Source organism: Mesorhizobium liriopis, assembly GCF_024053505.1.
GTDB classification, from domain to species: domain Bacteria; phylum Pseudomonadota; class Alphaproteobacteria; order Rhizobiales; family Rhizobiaceae; genus Mesorhizobium_B; species Mesorhizobium_B liriopis.
In genome coordinates, this window is sequence record NZ_JAMXQS010000002.1 from 211,508 (window position 1) to 226,322 (window position 14,815).

A 14,815-nucleotide genomic window follows, 5' to 3' on the forward strand; every position below is an offset into this window, starting at 1 on the left:
TCCGGCAGGCCATGTGGAACCCGAAAGCGCCTGCTCGCATTCGCGTGATGAGGCCCTGCACGGGCATGAGTGTTCGAACCCCATGAGGATGCGCGATGTCGAAATATGGCGAGCTGCCCGAAGAGGAAGCCAAGACCAAGATCTGGGAAAGTGCCGAGAAGATCGGCATCTGCATGTTCGTGACCTGGGACGGCGAGCGCCAGCGGGCAAGGCCAGTCGCCGCGCGTCCGCATCGCGAGGAGGGCGCGCTCTACGTGCTGACCGATCTGCATGGGCAGAAGGACGATCAGATCGAGCGCTTTCCGATCGTGACCCTCGCCTTCGCCGACAATTCGGACAACACCTATCTGAGCATCACCGGCCATGCGACGATGTCCAACGACCGCGCCAAGATCAAGGAACTGTGGTCGGTGTTCGACAAGATCTTCTGGGAAAGCCCCGAGGACCCCTCGATCCGGCTGATCACGGTGAAGCCGGACGATGCGGAAATCTGGGACGGCGTGGGCAAGGTGCGCGCGGGGCTCGCCATGGCCGCGAAGCTGACCACGGGCGCGGAGCTTCACATGGGCGACAATGCGAAGGTGGACAGCCTGTAAAGGCTGCCAGGGCAAAGCGGAAACCGGTTTGCCCGCCCGGACAGCCGATAATCAGGGAATCGAGAGTCTGTCCGGTTCAACAAAAACCGGACAGCCTCTCAAGGCTGCCCACCCGTTCAGCTTCAGCGGCTGCGCGAGGGCGTGAAGATCGATGCGACGCGCGACGCGAGGCTCGGGCCCTTGCCGTCCATGGAGGCGACCACGACCATGCGGTCCACCTCGCCGCGCTTGAAGGCGGCGAGGAAGCGGTTGTAGTCCTTGAAGACCACGCAGCCGGACGAGTCGCCGCGCACGCGCAGGAGATAGGTGTGGGCGAGCAATCCCACGCGGCCTTGCGGCGCCTTGCCGTCGACCGGGTTGAGGCGGATGGCCTCGACGCCGTGGAAACGTGACTCGCGCATCTTGAGATTGTAGGTCGCGGGCGGCGTGGGCCCGCGCATCGTCACATGGGTAAATTTCGGGTTGTCGCGCATCTCGCCGCGGCCCGAATGGGCTTCGAGCTTCTCGCCGTTGGGCATGTAAACGGTGGCGGCCGAAATGTCATAGACGGCCGTGCGGTTGCCGCGCGTCGGCCATGGGATCGAGGATGCCCGGCCACGCGATTCTTCGAGCGGATCGTCGGGCTTGGCATAGGCCAGCACGGCCGGTGCCTTGCGCTGTGCCGGCGCGGGCTTCGCCGGCTCGGCATCGGTCTCGTCGCCATGATCGGCCGGTTCGGGCGCGATCTTCGCCTGCGGGCGGAATACGGGAGCCAGCGCGCGGTCGGGCAATTGCCAGAGCTGGGGTTTCTCGTCGTCGGTGGTGCCGATGTCGGGCATGGCATTGGTTTCGAGCGAGGCGACCTGCACCTCACCTTTGTCGAGGGAGGCATCGGCCACGGCTGCCGGGCGCGCATCCTTCATCTCGACACCGCTGGAGCGGGCGGCGGCATGCGCCGACACCATCAGAATGGCGCTGGCGGCGGCATCCGCGATTTTCTGCTCGGCCGGCTTGGCCTCCTCGAACGTCGCAGGGCGCGGGGCGTTCAGCGCGAGACGGCCATCGGGCTCGACATGGGCGGTGCGGACGGTTGCCGTGGACGAGCCGAAGCGGTTGTCGAAGCTTTGGGCTTCGAGAACGGCCTCCTTTTCGGCGCGTGACGCGGCCCAGGCCTTGCGGACCTTTTCGAGGATCGCGGCATTGGCGGCGAGCGTTTCGGGCGCGACCGACTTCACCTGCCAGCCGAGGCTCGCCTGAACCGGCGGCACTTTCAGCGCACTCGTCTTCTGCGCATCGGGTGCCGGGGCTTCCCAGCGTTCCGCAAGCCGCGCGCCGCCGGCCCAGGCGCCGAGAGCGAGCCCGGCACAGAGCGTTGCCGCCAGAAGCGGGCGCAGCCGGGACGATGTTTTGCGGGTGTGCAAGCCCATTGCTCGCATGCTGTTATGCGCAACCAAGCCGTGTCTCATTGTTTACCCGGAATGCTCTCATTGAGCGGGCCGTTACTCAAAACGGATCCGCCCGCGCCACTCAGTGAGAGTTGTCAGGCTCTCAAACCAACTTTGAGGCCTGAATATGAAGGGAACGGGTAACCAATTTCTTTAACTCGGCGTTTGCTTCACAAACACGTGCGCGGTGCGTGAGCAGCTCAAAACAGAAATGCTCGGAACCAGGTCCGGGCATTCGCAATTTCCAGCGGTTTTCTCGGTATTCACTGCATCTGCGGCTTGCGCAGGAAGCTGTTGCGGTCGGCACTCTTCACGCGCAGCCAGGTCTCGCGTCCGTCACGCACCACGCGGATCGGCAGTTCGGTGCCCGCCGGCCCGCTTTCCCAGACACGGCGATAGAAATCGGCCAGGCCTTCCACTTCCCTGTCGCGCACATCCGAGATGATGTCGCCGCGCTGAAGCCCGGCCTTTTCGGCGGGACCGTCCTCGGCGACGCTCATGACGATCACCTCGCCATTGCTTTCTGCCGAGAACACGCCGAGCCAGGGACGCGGCGGTTTGTTGACCTGGCCGCGCTTGAGCAGATCGTCGAGGATCGGCGTCAAAAGGTCGATCGGCACGATCATGTTGATGTCCTCGATCTCGTCGCCTCGGCTCATCTGGAGCCGGAGCGAGCCGATGCCGAGCAGGTTGCCGTCGGCATCCACGAGGGCCGCCCCGCCCCAGGAAGGATGCGCGGGCGCGGTGAACATCGCCTCGTCGAGCAGATATTCCCAGTAGCCGGCGAATTCCTGCCGCGCGACGATCTCGGCATCGACGGAGTGGCCGGTGCCGTCCACCAGCAGAACCGGATCGCCGACGCGCGCTTTCCGTCCGCTTCCGAGCGGTATCGCGGGCAGACCGAGGGGGCCGAGCGCCTGTACGAGACCGAAGCCGGTTTCCTGGTCGAAGGCGAGCGCATGGCCCGCGACCACATTGCCATCGGGCTTGGTCAGCCAGACTTCCTCGGCTTCCGTGATCAGATAGCCGATCGTCAGCACGAGGCCGTTCTCGCGGATCACGACGCCCGAGCCCGCGCGCTCGGTGCCGAGCGTGTCGGCGGTGAAGGCATCGCTCGGCACGGTGGCGCGAACGGAAACAACGGATTGCAGCGCTTGGTCGAGGCTCATCGGACGTCTTTCTCGGTCGAACAGTCTTGGATAACAGGGCGAAGCCGAGACAGGCGTCTCAAGGCTTTCGCAGGACGCATCGCGCGAAGGCGGGCGTCTTCCTGAAAAATAAGCATTGCCGTGGGCGAGACAAGCCCGTTCGTGAGCCGCCTACTCGCCGTCCTCGCCACCCGGCTCCAAGCCCTGATCCTCGCAGGCCTTGAGTGCCGCCGCAAGTTCGGCATCGTCCTGCGCGGCATTGACCGAGCCGTCCTCGGCACTTTCATTGGCTTCGGCCAGATCCGCGCATTCCTCGCCCATGGTCTCGGTGGGGGACGCGGCTTCGAGCGCCTCGTGCACCTGCCACTGCCAGTAGACGAAGCCGCCACCGACGAGCAGCGCCACGAGCGCTGCGATGATCAGCCCGCCCCGGCGCGAGGTCAGGCGTTCCCGGCGGCGGGCGAGGCGGCGTTTAAAGGGCGAAAAGCCTCGAGGCACGGCAGCGGACTCCAAGATACAGGGCGGTGCAACCTAGAAAGATTGGCTTTCTTGGGGCTGACGAGCCGAGAACGGACGGGGCGGGACTGCCAGGAGGGGAACAGTTAAAAGGGGAACTGATCAATGCCCCCGCGCTTCCTAAGGCTGCAAACCCACAAGGAGCACATTCATGGGCCAGCTGACGCTTGCCGACCTGTCCAAGAAGATCGCCGAGATCGATTTCGCCATGCTGTCCACCCACACGCCCGGCGGCGAGATCGCCTCGCGCCCGATGAGCAACAATGGCGACGTGGAATACAAGGGCGACAGCTACTTCTTCGCCCACCAAAGCACGCATTCCGTGTCGCAGATCGAAAGCAATCCCAAGGTGACGCTGAATTATGCGGGCGCGAAAAGCCTGCTCGGCAAGCCGGGCATCTTCATCGCCATCGAAGGTCGAGGCGAGATCATCCGCGACAAGGCGCAGTTCAAGGAGCATTGGGCCAAGGATGTGGAGCGCTACTTCCCCGAAGGCATCGACACGCCGGGCCTCACGCTGATCAAGGTCCACGCGACCCGGATCCATTATTGGGATGGCGAGGACGAAGGCGAAGTTTCGGTTCCGGCCTGAAACGCGTCAGCCTAATAGGCGAAGCTTAGGCGGGTTGCACGGCCAGCGGGTCTTTCGCTGTGGCCGTGCGGCCCGCCGCACGCGCGACCAGCGCATCGAGCGGTTCGGGGCGGTGCAGCAGGAAGCCCTGGCCGCAATCGACGCCCATCCCCTGCAGGAGCGCCAAGCCTTCCGGCTTTTCGATGCGCTCGGCGATCACGCGATAGCCAAGGCTTTTCGCCACGCCGTTGATGGCCGAGACGATCTCGCGGTCGAACTTGTTCTCGGCCATGTGTTCCACGAAGGAGCCGTTGATCTTGATGCTGTCCACGGGAAAGCGGCGCAGATAGTCGAACGAGGAAAGCCCGGCGCCGAAATCGTCGAGGCTGATCTTGCAGCGCCGCTCGCGTGCCTGGATGACGAAGCGCTCGGCGGCCTCGAAATTGGTGACGCTCGCGGTTTCGGTGATCTCGAACACCACATTCTCGTAAGGCGCGCCGGTTTCGGTGATGGTCGTGTCCGCGAAGTCCCAGAGACCCGGATCGCTGAGCGTCTGCGCCGACAGGTTGAAGGACAGAACGAGGCCGTTCTCGCGCATGGCGGCACTGTGGCGCGACAGGGCCGTGCGGAAGATCCAGCGGTCGAGCTTGGGCGCCATGCCGAACCGTTCGGCGGCCGGAATAAAGGTGCCGGGCATGATCATCTGCCCGTCGCGGCCTTCGAGCCGGGCCAGCACTTCCGCGTGGGGCGCATCGGTCCAGGGCCGGCCGAGATGGTGGATTTCCTGTCCGAACAGCTTCAGCCGCCCTTCGTCCAGCGCGTCCATCGTATCCGAGGCGATGCGCGCGGCGTTCAGGCCGGACGTGTAGTTGGGGTCCTGCGAGGCGAACACGGACACCGTGTTGCGGCCCGAGGCCTTGGCGGCGTAGCAGGCATCGTCGGCACAGGCGAGGGCGTCGGCCGCCGCCATTTTCGGGTCGTGGACGATCGCCGCACCGATCGAGGCGCCGAGCTTGCGCGGACCGGCATTCTGGCGAAGCTCCGTGTGGCGGATGGCATCGAGGATCAGCTGGGCCAGGAACTCGCCGTTTTCGCAATGCGTGGCGAGAACCGCGAATTCGTCGCCGCCGAGCCGCGCGGCCTGTGCGCCCTTAGGCAGTACGCCCCGGATCGAGGCGGCAATGGCGCGCAAGGCCGCATCGCCCGCCGCGTGCCCTGCGAAGTCGTTCAGGGCCTTGAAGTAGTCCAGATCGATATAAAACACCGCGAGCGGCAGGTTGGCGGGCTTGGTGATGGCTTCCGCGAGCATCGCATCGAAGGCGGTGCGGTTCAGAAGTCCGGTCAGCCCGTCATGGCGCGCGGCAAAGGCCAGTTCCTGCTGCCGTTCTTCCTCGAGCGTCACGTCGCGGACCGTGCCGATCATCTGCCCGGCTTCGTTCGAGACCGGCATGAACTGCAGGAGCGATTCCACATGGCGCACCACGCCGTCGGCACGGATGATGCGATAGCGCACCGCCACCACGTCATGCGCCTGTCGCGGAATCTGGTGCGTGATCTCGGCCATCTCGCGGTCTTCGGGGTGCAGGAAGGTCTCCCACAAACCGTCCGGCACCGCGCCCTCCTCGCCGACGAAGCCGTAGATCGCGCGTGAGCGGGCGTCCCAGTAGCTCTTCTGGGTTTCGAAATCATGGTGCCAGATGCCGGTGCCGCTGGCGGTCAGTGCCAGGCGGAAGCGGGCATTGACCTGACCCAGGTCGTGCTCGGCTTCCTTCTGCTTGGAGATGTCGGTCTGCACGCCGACCATGCGTGTGGGGTTGCCCTCGGAATCGCGCTCCACCACGCCGCCCCGGTCGAGTACCCAGACCCAGTGCCCGTCCTTGTGGCGCAGGCGCATCTCGGTTTCGATGATGTCGGTGGCGCCCGCCAGATGCCGGTCGCCGCTTTCCACGGCCTGGTCGCGGTCTTCCGGGTGAGCAAGCTTGAGCCAGAGATCGCTGCCTTGCGCGAGCTCCTCCTGGCTATAGCCCAGCATCCGCGCCCAGGTGGCGGAATAAAAGCAGGTGCCGCTTTGAAGGTCCCAATCCCAAAGCCCGAGCTGCGCCCGGTCGAGCGCCTGCTCCCAGAACTTTCCGTCGCGAAATGCTTTCGGCTGTCGGGCCAAGGGCAAGCCCCGGTTGCGGGTTGTCACTACTGGTTCTTCTGCACAGGTCGTGTGCAGAGTGATTTAACGTTCTACCCTAAACAAGTTTCGTTCTTAATAAAGTGGATGAAGCCGCTGACGGCGAAGTAGAGCGGAGGCGCACATCTGAGGAACCTGGACGCGGCTCGATCAGACGAGACCGAGATTGGCACGCAGCGTCCGGCCATCATAAGCCTCGCGGAACAGACCGCGCCGTTGCAGTTCGGGGATCACCAGCGACACGAAGCTGTCGAGCTCGCCGGGGAACACGGCCGGCAAGATGTTGAAGCCGTCCGCGGCTTCGCCGGTGAACCATTCTTCCAGCTGGTCGGCGATATCCGATGCCGTGCCCACGACCCGCCAGTGGCCGCGCGCGCCGGCGAAATGGCGGGCGACATCGCGGATCGACAGCCCGTCGCGGCGCGACTGCTCGATCACCAGCGCCTGCCGGCTCTGCATGCCTTGCGTCGCGGGCAGTTCGGGCAGCGGTCCGTCGAGCGGCAGGCCTTTCAGCGCATCCGTGTCGAGATAGGAGGCCAGAAGGGCCAGGGCGACCTCGTCGGGGATCAGGGCCTGAAGCTGCTCGAACTTTTCTTGCGCCGCCGCGCGCGTTTCGGCGACCACCGGCGAAACGCCGGGCATGATCCTGAGGTGATCGGGGTTGCGTCCCGCCTCGCGGACGCGGTGCTTCACGTCGTCGTAGAAGCTCTTCGCGACCTCGAAGGTTTGCGCCGCGGTGAACACCACATCCGCCGTGCGCGCGGCGAGGTCGCGGCCGACATCGGACGCGCCCGCCTGCACCAGCACCGGCGCGCCTTGCGGCGAAGGCGGCAGGCCGAGGCCCTGGAAGACCGAAAAATTCTCGCCCTCATGCGCGATGGGTCTCGCGCGATCGGCCGGGTCCCAAAGGCGCTTCACGATATCGGCGAACTCGTTGGCGCGCCCGTAGCGGTCGCCATGACGGCACAGGCCCTCCGCGCCGAAATTGGCGGCTTCGATGGTGCTGGCCGAGGTGACGAGGTTCCAGCCGGCGCGACCTCCCGACAAAAGATCGAGCGAGGCGAAGGCGCGGGCGAGCGCGTAAGGCTCGTTATAGGAGGTGGAAGCGGTGGCGACGAGGCCGATCGTGCTCGTATGCGCGGCAAGGCCGGCAAGCAGGCTCAAGGGTTCGAAACCGACTGAGCGCGAGGTCTGGCTGGCGATGTTCGCGTTGGCTTCGCGTAGGCCGGCTGCGTCTTCGAGGAAAAGAAGGTCGAAACCGGCCTGTTCGGCGGCCCGGGCGAGGCGGACATAATGTTCGAAGCGGATGCCGGCATCGGCCGCTGCCTCCGGGTGGCGCCAGGCAGCGATATGGTGCCCGGTCGCCATCAGAAAGGCACCGAGGGAAAGCTTTGCGCCGGCAGGTCTCACGAGCGGGTCTCCTTGATGAGCCCAAGACGGCTGCGGAGCGTGGCTTGTTTCGGAGGTGAATCGTTTGGCCCGCTTGCCAGTAGTCGTGCCGCTTCCGCCGGGTTTTCGACAACAAGCAAAGTATGAGGCTCGGAGTCCGACCCTCGAATGGTGAAGGTGTTGGGCGTGATCACGAGGTCGGCCTCGGCGTCGCGGGTGCCGCCATCCACTGCCAGCACCGGCAGGTCTTGCGGCGAGCGCATCACATTGAGCGGCCCCTGCACCGAGAAATGCGGCCCCTGGTGGTTGAGAACATGCATCTTGGATGGATCGAGAAAGCGGCCACTCTCACGGTCGAGCAGGAGCGCGTCGGCATCCCAGCTCTGCCAGAGACCGCGCACGACCGAGACGAACTCGGCGATCCGCTCAGCGCTGTTGCCTTCGGGCAGGCGTGTCGCCCCGCTGAAGGCCGCCCTTTCGTTGGCCTCATCGTCGTTGCGGACGAACCAGCCGGTGCGCCCGCCGCTGATGATGTCGAGCGAGGCGATGCGGCGGGCGAGATTGTAGGGCTGATGGCCAACCGCGGACGTGGCTGCGAGAAAGCCGATCGTCTGCGTGGAGGCTGCGAGCCAGGCAGCGAGAAGCGTGGCATCGGGCCACGCGCCGGTGCCGTCAGCGGCGGCGATACGATCGGGAAGGATCACGAACGGCAGGCCGGCTTGTTCGGCAGCGCGAACGGTTTCGAGAAGCGTGGCGGGATGCCAGCTGTCGGGCTCGGTGGCGAAGGGACCGGATAAAGCGAGGGCTGCGGGCATGACGGGCTCGCTTGTCTGGTTGGGAGGGTTGGCAGGTTGTTGCGAAGGCGCTGTGCGGGTGGAGGCGCTACCCCCACCCCTTTGCCCTCCAGCAAACACCTAAAACCCTTTCTCAGGGCCGCTGGAAGCCGGGCAGATCAGTCTTTCAGAAGGTCCGCCCCTCAATCGGGCGTCTGGGTATGCGCTTCGAGAAACCACAGCGATTTGTCGAGCGCGCGCGAGTAGGCCGTGAAGATGTCCGCCGCATCGGCGTCACCGGCTTCTTCCGACTGGTCGATCGCCTCACGCACGAGCTTGGCGGTTGCGCCATAGCGGTCGATCAGCGCGGAAAGGTGATCCTTGGTGCTTTGGATATCGGTCGGATAGGCCGGCAGCGTGCTTTCCGCCGCCACCGTCTGGCTGGTGCCGAGCGCGACCCCGCCCAGCTGCACGGCGCGTTCGGCGATGGTGTCGACATGGGTGTCGAGATCGTTGCGGAACGTGTCCAGCATCTCGTGGATGGCGATGAATTGCGGGCCCTTGAGGTTCCAGTGCGCCTGCTTGGTGATGAGTGCCAAGTCGATGGCGTCCGCAAGACGTGCGTTCAGGAGATCGACCACCACGCGCTTGGCGTTGGTGTCGACACTGTTGTGGTTCTTCTGCAGCTTGGTGGCCATGAAGGCGGCTCCCTTTGTCCTGTGAGGTGTCGAGGCAAGACTTAGGGAAGACAGCTCTTCACGAAAAGGTCAGGCGGTCGGCTTTCGGTCCGTCACCGTGTCGCGCAGGGCCTTGACCGCCTCGTTGAGGGCGCCGAGATCGGCCACCGTCATGCCGGAGGATGCGATCAGCGTTTCGCCCAGGCACTGGCTTTGCTCCTGCATGGCCTGTCCCTTCGCCGTCAGCGTCACCAGCACCTGCCGCTCGTCGTTCTTGTTGCGCTGGCGCGAAACGAAGCCGGCGCTTTCGAGGCGCTTCACCAAGGGTGTGACGGTGGAAGGCTCGAGCGCCAGTCGCTCGGCGATGGCCGAGATCGTGCGGCCATCCTCCTCCCACAAGGTCGAAAGCACCAAGTATTGGGGATAGGTGATGCCCAGCCCGTCGAGCAGAGGCTTGTAGGCGCGGTTGATGGCGATCGAGGCGCTGTAGAGCGAAAAGCACAGATGCTGGTCGAGCGTGAGCGGTTTGCTCATGGCGGTGGTTCCTGCTGGGACCGGGGAGAACAGCCAAGACCCATTATCACAAAAAACCATATCGCGATAATTTTCTGATGGACAAGGACGTGATGGAGCGCTACGGAATTATTTACCGCAGTAAAAATTGGCGCGACAATCGAGGAATCCGGATCATGAAAGCTCTTTACCATGCCCATGCCACCGCGACCGGCGGGGGCCGCACCGGCCAGGCCAAGACCGCGGAAGGCAATGTCGATGTCACGCTGGTGACGCCCAAGGAGCTGGGCGGCGCGGGCGGCGAGGGCACCAACCCCGAGCAGCTCTTCGCGCTCGGTTATTCCGCCTGCTTTCTCGGGGCCCTCAAGCATGTGGCCTCCAAGGAGAAGGTGAAGCTCGGCGACGACGTGACCGTGACGGCCACCATCGGCATCGGCCCGCGCGATGACGGCCAGGGCTTCGGGCTCACCGCCGCGCTGAAGGTCAACATCCCGAACGTCGATCCGGCCGTCGCCCAGGACCTGATCGCCAAGGCCGATGTGGTCTGCCCTTATTCCCACCTCGCCCACAACGGCGTGGCAGTGGACATCTCTGCGGCTTGACCGTCCGGTGCGGCTTGGCCAACCCCCGGTCCAGGCCTATCTGAACGGTTCTTGAGGGGGATCATCAGCCGTCCCTGCAGGCTGGATGATGATCCCTCGCGGGACGTGTGGCGCATGTTATCGTGCCACGCGTCCCTTTCTCATTTCAGGCGGGAGAAACGATTGGCGAAGCTCATCCATTCCATGATCCGCGTGCGCGACGAGGCGCGCTCGGTCGATTTCTACCGTAGGGCCTTCGGTCTCGCCGTGGCCGATCGCTTCGCTTTCGACGGGTTCACGCTGATCTATCTTTCCAACGCCGAGACCGGTTTCGAGCTGGAACTTACGGTGAATGCCGACCAGAGCGAACCTTACGCGCTCGGCAACGGCTATGGGCACCTGGCCGTCTCGGTGGATGACCTCGATAGGGAACACGCGCGCATGGCAAGCGAAGGCTTGAGCCCGCGCGACATCAAGGAGTTGAAGCACCCGAGCGGGTTTTCCGCACGGTTCTTTTTCATCGAGGACCCGGATGGCTACAAGATCGAGGTGCTGGCACGGGGCGGGCGGTTTTTGTGAACTCAGCTGAAGATTGCGGCCAGCGCGGTACAAGCGGAAACGCCACCCCCACCCCTTACCCCTCCCCACAGGTGGGAGGGGAAGGCGTCATCTCCGCATCTCACCTTTTAAGCTTGGCGCCCAGCTTGCATTAATGGCGTGAGGCTGGTGTCTCCCCTCCCACCTGTGGGGAGGGGCAAGGGGTGGGGGTAACCTCTCCACCTGCACAACGCTGTCTTGTGCGCGTGGCTCTTATGCAGAGCAAAGCGGCTGCAACCGCTCAATCAGCGCCCCGTGCCACAACTCATCATGCAATCGGCTCAGTTCCGCTGTCAGCGCACGATCCGCTTCCAACACCGGCACCACCGCGCGCACGGCCTCGTAAACCACAGCCGATCCCTGTCCGAGCCGCGCCCCTCTCGCGCGTAAATCCCACGCTTGCGCCGCCACCAGCGCTTCCAAAGTCAGGGTCCAGCGCAAGGGGTCGAGCTGTTCGGAAAGCTTCCCGATGCTCAGCACCGTCATCGGCGCGACGTCTTCGGCCATGTCGGACACGACCAGCGCATCCAAGCTGGCGGGTGTGGCTTTCAGGCGTATCTCGGCCTGAAGGGCCGCGAGGTTCTTCTGCAGCGGCACGAAGCCGGCGGAAGCGCCGCCGAGCGGCGACAGATAATTCGGCAGGCCAGAAAGCCGGCCCGTCATCAGCTTGATCGCGCGTTGCGCGGAAGCAGTCGCGAGATGCGAAAGCGCAATCGCCAGCGTGTCGAAGGCGAGCGCGAGCGCGGGCGTGTGGAAATTGGCGGTGGAGTGGATTTCGCCGCTTTCCACCAGCACCAGCGGATTGTCCGGCTCGCCGTTCAACTCGATCTCCACCTCGCGCCGCGCGCTCTTGACAGCGGCGAGCACCACGCCCGTCACCTGCGGCAGGGTGCGGAATGACAACGCGTCCTGCACGCGGGCCGGTTTGGTGCCGAGGAAGTCGCTGTCCTCGAGAGCATGACGAAAGCGAGCAGCGGCTTCCACCTGCCGGGCTGCGGGGCGCGCACCGACCAGCCGCGCGTCGAAAATGCCGGGATTGGCGCCAAACGCCTCACAAGCCAGTGCCGCCACCGCGACATGCAGCGTCACGATGCGCGCCAGGTCTTGAAACGCGAAACAGGCGAGTGCCGCCGTCACGGGCGATGCATTGGCGATCGCCAGCCCGTCCTTGGAGCCGAGTGCCACAGGTTCCAGACCGGCCCGTCGCAACGCTTCTTTCGCCGGCAAGACCTCGCCCGTATAGAACGCCTCGCCCTGACCCATCGCGGCACCCGCCATCGGCATGGATTGCAACAGATCGCCCGTGCCGAGCGAGCCGCGCGAGGGGAGAACCGGCACCACGTCGCGCTCGACCATCCGGACCAGCAGCTCGAACACATGCGGCGACAGGCCCGCGCCGCCCCGGCTCAAAGCCTCGACACGGGCAAAGAGTGCCGCGCGTGCGATCTCCACGGGCAGCGGTGCACCGATGCCCGCCATGCGCCCGAGCACCAAGCGCTCCTGAAAGCCTGCCGTCTCGGCGATCGTCACCCGGTGGCCGACATTGCCGCCGAGTCCGGTGTTGAGCCCATAGGCCGGGATATTCTCGTCCAGATAGCGCTCGACCACGGCCCGCGCCGCTTGCATCCTCGCCTGCACCGTCTCGTCCACCACCAGCCGCGTCGGAGCGCTGCCGGCCGCGACCACGTCCTCGACGGTCAGCGGCTTTGCTCCGATCTCATGGACCCGTCCGCTCATGCGTAGCGCAGGCGGTGTCCGGCGCCGATGCTTTCCGCCTTCCGGAGAAAAGCGTGGCCCAGCGCGATATCGGACAGCGACAGGCCGCGATGCCAGAACAGGATCGTCTCGTCCTCGTTCTCGCGGCCCGGTTTCAGGCCAGCCACGATCTGCCCGAGTTCGGCGTGAAGCGTTTGTTCCGACAATTTGCCCGCTTCCACATGCGCGCGCAGCGAGCCGAACTTGCCGCCCTTGCACTGGCCCCAATCGTCCACCACCAGTTTGCTCATGATATCGGTGAGTGAGAGTTCCACCGCACTCATCGTGCCGTAAGGCACCACCAGCGCGCCGGGTTTGATCCATTCGGTCTTGAGAAGCGGCGTGGGCGCGCTCAGGCGCGAGGCCTCCACCACGATATCCGCCCCTTCCACGCAAGCCTGCCAGTCATCCGTCGCGATCACTTCCTTGCCGAGATCGCGCGACAGGCGCTCGGCGAAACCGTTGCGGCTTTCCGGCCGGCGCGAGTGGACGCGGATCGCGTCGAAATCGAAGAGGTGGTCGAGCAGTCGCACGTTCCAGTAGGCCGTGCCGCGCGCCCCGATATGGCCGAGAACCTTGGAGCCTTTGCGCGCCAGATATTTCGCGCCGATGGCCGTCACCGCGCCCGTGCGCATATCGGTGATGCCGGATGCGTCGAGGATCGCTTTCGGCGCGCCGGTGCGCGGGTCGAAAAGGTTGAGCACGCCGAATTCGGAGGGCAGGCCCTGCTTGTAATTGTCCACGAAGTCGCCGACGACCTTGACGCCCGCCGCGTCGATGGCGCCGCCGATCCAGCCGCGCAGCACGTTGAAATGGCCCTCGACGCCCGCGCGCGGCTCGAGATGCACGCGCGGCTCGATCACCGTCTCGGCCCGCCCCTGCATGGCGAGGCTCGCCTCGATGGCCGCAAGAATCTCGGCATCGCTCAAGGCCGCCGCCTCGATGTCGAAGCGGTTGAGATAGGTGATATAGATGGGAGAATGGGGGGAATGGGATGCGCTCATGGGCTTTCGCCTAATCCCTGGCGCCAGTCGCGTCCAGCCCGCCTGCCCGATGGCGAAACGCGAAGCGGTCGGCTGTTGACGGAAAACCCGCCTGCCCTAGAATTTTGTTTCGCGAAAGTGCCTTGCTTTGGCAGGGACGTTCTCACAGTCGCTGCCAATTCAGGCCATTATCCGCCGTCCTTCCCTTTGGAGAATTCCATGGTCTCGTCTTTCCTCAAGGCTGCCGGCCTCAGCCTTGCCGCAATCGTCGCGGCCACCGCCGTCCAGGCCGAGCCGGTCAAGATCGGCAGCAAGAATTTCACCGAGCAGTTCGTCGTCGCCGAGATTTACGCCCAAGCGCTCGAAAAGGCCGGCATCGAGGTGCAGCGCCGCTTGAACCTCGGCACCACGCAGATCGCGCAGACCGCGCTCGTCAATGGTGAGATCGACCTCTACCCCGAATATACGGGCACGGCACAGGCCTCCGTGGTCAAGGGCGACCTGACGATCGGCGCCGACAAGATCTATGACGAGGTGAAGAGCTATTACGAGAAGAACTTCCAGGTCACATGGCTGAAGCCGACCGGCATCAACAACGGTTATGCCATCATCACGCTTCCCGAAACGGCCGAGAAGTACAAGCTCAAGACCCTGTCGGACCTCGGCCCCGTGTCCAAGGACCTGACCTTCGGTGCCGAAGCCGGTTTCGCCGATCGCTCGGACGGCCTGCCGGGCATGAAGAAGGTCTATGATATCCAGTTCAAGGACTTCATCATCTTCGCCAAGCTCGGCATCCGCTTCTCGGCCGTCACCGACAAGCAGGTGGACCTGTCCTATGGCTTCTCGACCGACTGGCAGATCGCCGACAGCAAGCTCGTGGTGCTCGAAGACGACAAGAACCTCTTCCCGCCCTACTATCTCGCGCCCGTGGTGCGTCAGGACGCGCTGAAGGCCAACCCGAAGATCGCCGAAGTGCTCGACAAGGTGGCGCCCCTTCTCACCAATGAGAAGATGCGCGAGCTGAACGCCGCCGTCGAGCGCGACCGCGAGGAGCCGGCCGACGTGGCGGAAAAGTTCCTGGCCGACAACAAGATCTGACCTATTTCCACCCGA

Annotated in this window: 15 protein-coding genes; 5 read left to right on the forward strand and 10 right to left on the reverse strand. The window is 64.7% G+C overall.

The genetic code is table 11. The annotated features are described in order from the left end of the window. Nucleotides 1–95 precede the first annotated feature (95 nt). Nucleotides 96–596 carry a pyridoxamine 5'-phosphate oxidase family protein gene (locus NGM99_RS04050; RefSeq protein WP_252816253.1) on the forward strand — a complete coding sequence of 167 codons (501 nt, stop codon included), beginning with the start codon at nucleotides 96–98 and terminating at the stop codon, nucleotides 594–596. Nucleotides 597–718: 122 nt separating this feature from the next. Here NGM99_RS04050 and NGM99_RS04055 read toward each other — a convergent pair whose 3' ends face one another. The 3 genes from NGM99_RS04055 to NGM99_RS04065 all read right to left on the reverse strand — a co-directional run bounded on the left by NGM99_RS04055 (nucleotide 719) and on the right by NGM99_RS04065 (nucleotide 3,666). After that, a complete protein-coding gene (locus NGM99_RS04055; RefSeq protein ID WP_252816254.1) occupies nucleotides 719–1,996 on the reverse strand; it encodes a tlde1 domain-containing protein in 1,278 nt (425 codons plus the stop codon). A gap of 287 nt (nucleotides 1,997–2,283) precedes the next feature. Beyond that, nucleotides 2,284–3,189, reverse strand: coding sequence for a S1C family serine protease (locus tag NGM99_RS04060; protein ID WP_252816255.1), 906 nt, complete (start codon nucleotides 3,187–3,189; stop codon nucleotides 2,284–2,286). A gap of 150 nt (nucleotides 3,190–3,339) precedes the next feature. Then, on the reverse strand, nucleotides 3,340–3,666 hold the full coding sequence (locus NGM99_RS04065; protein WP_252816256.1) for a hypothetical protein: 327 nt from the start codon (nucleotides 3,664–3,666) through the stop codon (nucleotides 3,340–3,342). A 169-nt stretch (nucleotides 3,667–3,835) separates the two neighbouring features. Here NGM99_RS04065 and NGM99_RS04070 point away from each other — a divergent pair, with 169 nt between their 5' ends. Further along, a complete protein-coding gene (locus NGM99_RS04070; protein ID WP_252816257.1) occupies nucleotides 3,836–4,276 on the forward strand; it encodes a pyridoxamine 5'-phosphate oxidase family protein in 441 nt (146 codons plus the stop codon). Between the two features lie 25 nt (nucleotides 4,277–4,301). Here the strand turns inward: NGM99_RS04070 and NGM99_RS04075 are convergent, their stop codons facing one another. The 5 genes from NGM99_RS04075 to NGM99_RS04095 all read right to left on the reverse strand — a co-directional run bounded on the left by NGM99_RS04075 (nucleotide 4,302) and on the right by NGM99_RS04095 (nucleotide 9,807). Beyond that, complete coding sequence (locus NGM99_RS04075; protein WP_252816259.1) at nucleotides 4,302–6,416, reverse strand: EAL domain-containing protein; 2,115 nt, start codon at nucleotides 6,414–6,416, stop codon at nucleotides 4,302–4,304. Nucleotides 6,417–6,584: 168 nt separating this feature from the next. Continuing rightward, nucleotides 6,585–7,844, reverse strand: coding sequence for an LLM class flavin-dependent oxidoreductase (locus NGM99_RS04080; RefSeq protein WP_353937371.1), 1,260 nt, complete (start codon nucleotides 7,842–7,844; stop codon nucleotides 6,585–6,587). Beyond that, the gene (locus tag NGM99_RS04085) at nucleotides 7,841–8,638 is read right to left on the reverse strand and encodes an LLM class flavin-dependent oxidoreductase (protein ID WP_252816261.1); all 798 of its coding nucleotides are present in this window, start codon (nucleotides 8,636–8,638) and stop codon (nucleotides 7,841–7,843) included. The genes NGM99_RS04080 and NGM99_RS04085 overlap by 4 nt, the downstream gene beginning before the upstream one ends. A gap of 161 nt (nucleotides 8,639–8,799) precedes the next feature. Next, on the reverse strand, nucleotides 8,800–9,294 hold the full coding sequence (gene dps / locus NGM99_RS04090; RefSeq protein WP_252816262.1) for a DNA starvation/stationary phase protection protein Dps: 495 nt from the start codon (nucleotides 9,292–9,294) through the stop codon (nucleotides 8,800–8,802). A 69-nt stretch (nucleotides 9,295–9,363) separates the two neighbouring features. After that, entirely contained in the window at nucleotides 9,364–9,807 is a 444-nt protein-coding gene (locus NGM99_RS04095) for a MarR family winged helix-turn-helix transcriptional regulator (RefSeq protein WP_252816264.1), read from the reverse strand. Between the two features lie 155 nt (nucleotides 9,808–9,962). On the opposite strand from NGM99_RS04095, the gene NGM99_RS04100 reads away from it, so the two are divergent. Next, nucleotides 9,963–10,388: an organic hydroperoxide resistance protein gene (locus tag NGM99_RS04100; protein WP_252816265.1), complete on the forward strand. Its 426-nt coding sequence runs from the start codon at nucleotides 9,963–9,965 to the stop codon at nucleotides 10,386–10,388. Between the two features lie 162 nt (nucleotides 10,389–10,550). Further along, nucleotides 10,551–10,946, forward strand: coding sequence for a VOC family protein (locus NGM99_RS04105; protein ID WP_252816266.1), 396 nt, complete (start codon nucleotides 10,551–10,553; stop codon nucleotides 10,944–10,946). 231 nt (nucleotides 10,947–11,177) lie between these two features. Here NGM99_RS04105 and NGM99_RS04110 read toward each other — a convergent pair whose 3' ends face one another. After that, nucleotides 11,178–12,701, reverse strand: a complete 1,524-nt coding sequence (locus tag NGM99_RS04110) for an HAL/PAL/TAL family ammonia-lyase (RefSeq protein WP_252816268.1) — start codon at nucleotides 12,699–12,701, stop codon at nucleotides 11,178–11,180. Next, entirely contained in the window at nucleotides 12,698–13,723 is a 1,026-nt protein-coding gene (locus tag NGM99_RS04115) for an ornithine cyclodeaminase family protein (protein ID WP_252816271.1), read from the reverse strand. The genes NGM99_RS04110 and NGM99_RS04115 overlap by 4 nt, the downstream gene beginning before the upstream one ends. A gap of 198 nt (nucleotides 13,724–13,921) precedes the next feature. Between NGM99_RS04115 and NGM99_RS04120 the strand changes: the two genes are divergently transcribed. Beyond that, nucleotides 13,922–14,800, forward strand: coding sequence for a glycine betaine ABC transporter substrate-binding protein (locus NGM99_RS04120; RefSeq protein ID WP_252816273.1), 879 nt, complete (start codon nucleotides 13,922–13,924; stop codon nucleotides 14,798–14,800). Nucleotides 14,801–14,815: the final 15 nt, after the last annotated feature.

What these genes read in the sequence shown, in the direction of transcription:
- NGM99_RS04050 (WP_252816253.1), top strand. Translation starts at nt 96, where the DNA reads ATGTCGAAATATGGCGAGCTGCCCGAAGAGGAAGCCAAGACCAAGATC.
- NGM99_RS04060 (WP_252816255.1), bottom strand. Translation starts at nt 3,189, where the DNA reads ATGAGCCTCGACCAAGCGCTGCAATCCGTTGTTTCCGTTCGCGCCACC.
- NGM99_RS04070 (WP_252816257.1), top strand. Translation starts at nt 3,836, where the DNA reads ATGGGCCAGCTGACGCTTGCCGACCTGTCCAAGAAGATCGCCGAGATC.
- NGM99_RS04085 (WP_252816261.1), bottom strand. Translation starts at nt 8,638, where the DNA reads ATGCCCGCAGCCCTCGCTTTATCCGGTCCCTTCGCCACCGAGCCCGAC.
- dps (WP_252816262.1), bottom strand. Translation starts at nt 9,294, where the DNA reads ATGGCCACCAAGCTGCAGAAGAACCACAACAGTGTCGACACCAACGCC.
- NGM99_RS04095 (WP_252816264.1), bottom strand. Translation starts at nt 9,807, where the DNA reads ATGAGCAAACCGCTCACGCTCGACCAGCATCTGTGCTTTTCGCTCTAC.
- NGM99_RS04100 (WP_252816265.1), top strand. Translation starts at nt 9,963, where the DNA reads ATGAAAGCTCTTTACCATGCCCATGCCACCGCGACCGGCGGGGGCCGC.
- NGM99_RS04110 (WP_252816268.1), bottom strand. Translation starts at nt 12,701, where the DNA reads ATGAGCGGACGGGTCCATGAGATCGGAGCAAAGCCGCTGACCGTCGAG.
- NGM99_RS04115 (WP_252816271.1), bottom strand. Translation starts at nt 13,723, where the DNA reads ATGAGCGCATCCCATTCCCCCCATTCTCCCATCTATATCACCTATCTC.
- NGM99_RS04120 (WP_252816273.1), top strand. Translation starts at nt 13,922, where the DNA reads ATGGTCTCGTCTTTCCTCAAGGCTGCCGGCCTCAGCCTTGCCGCAATC.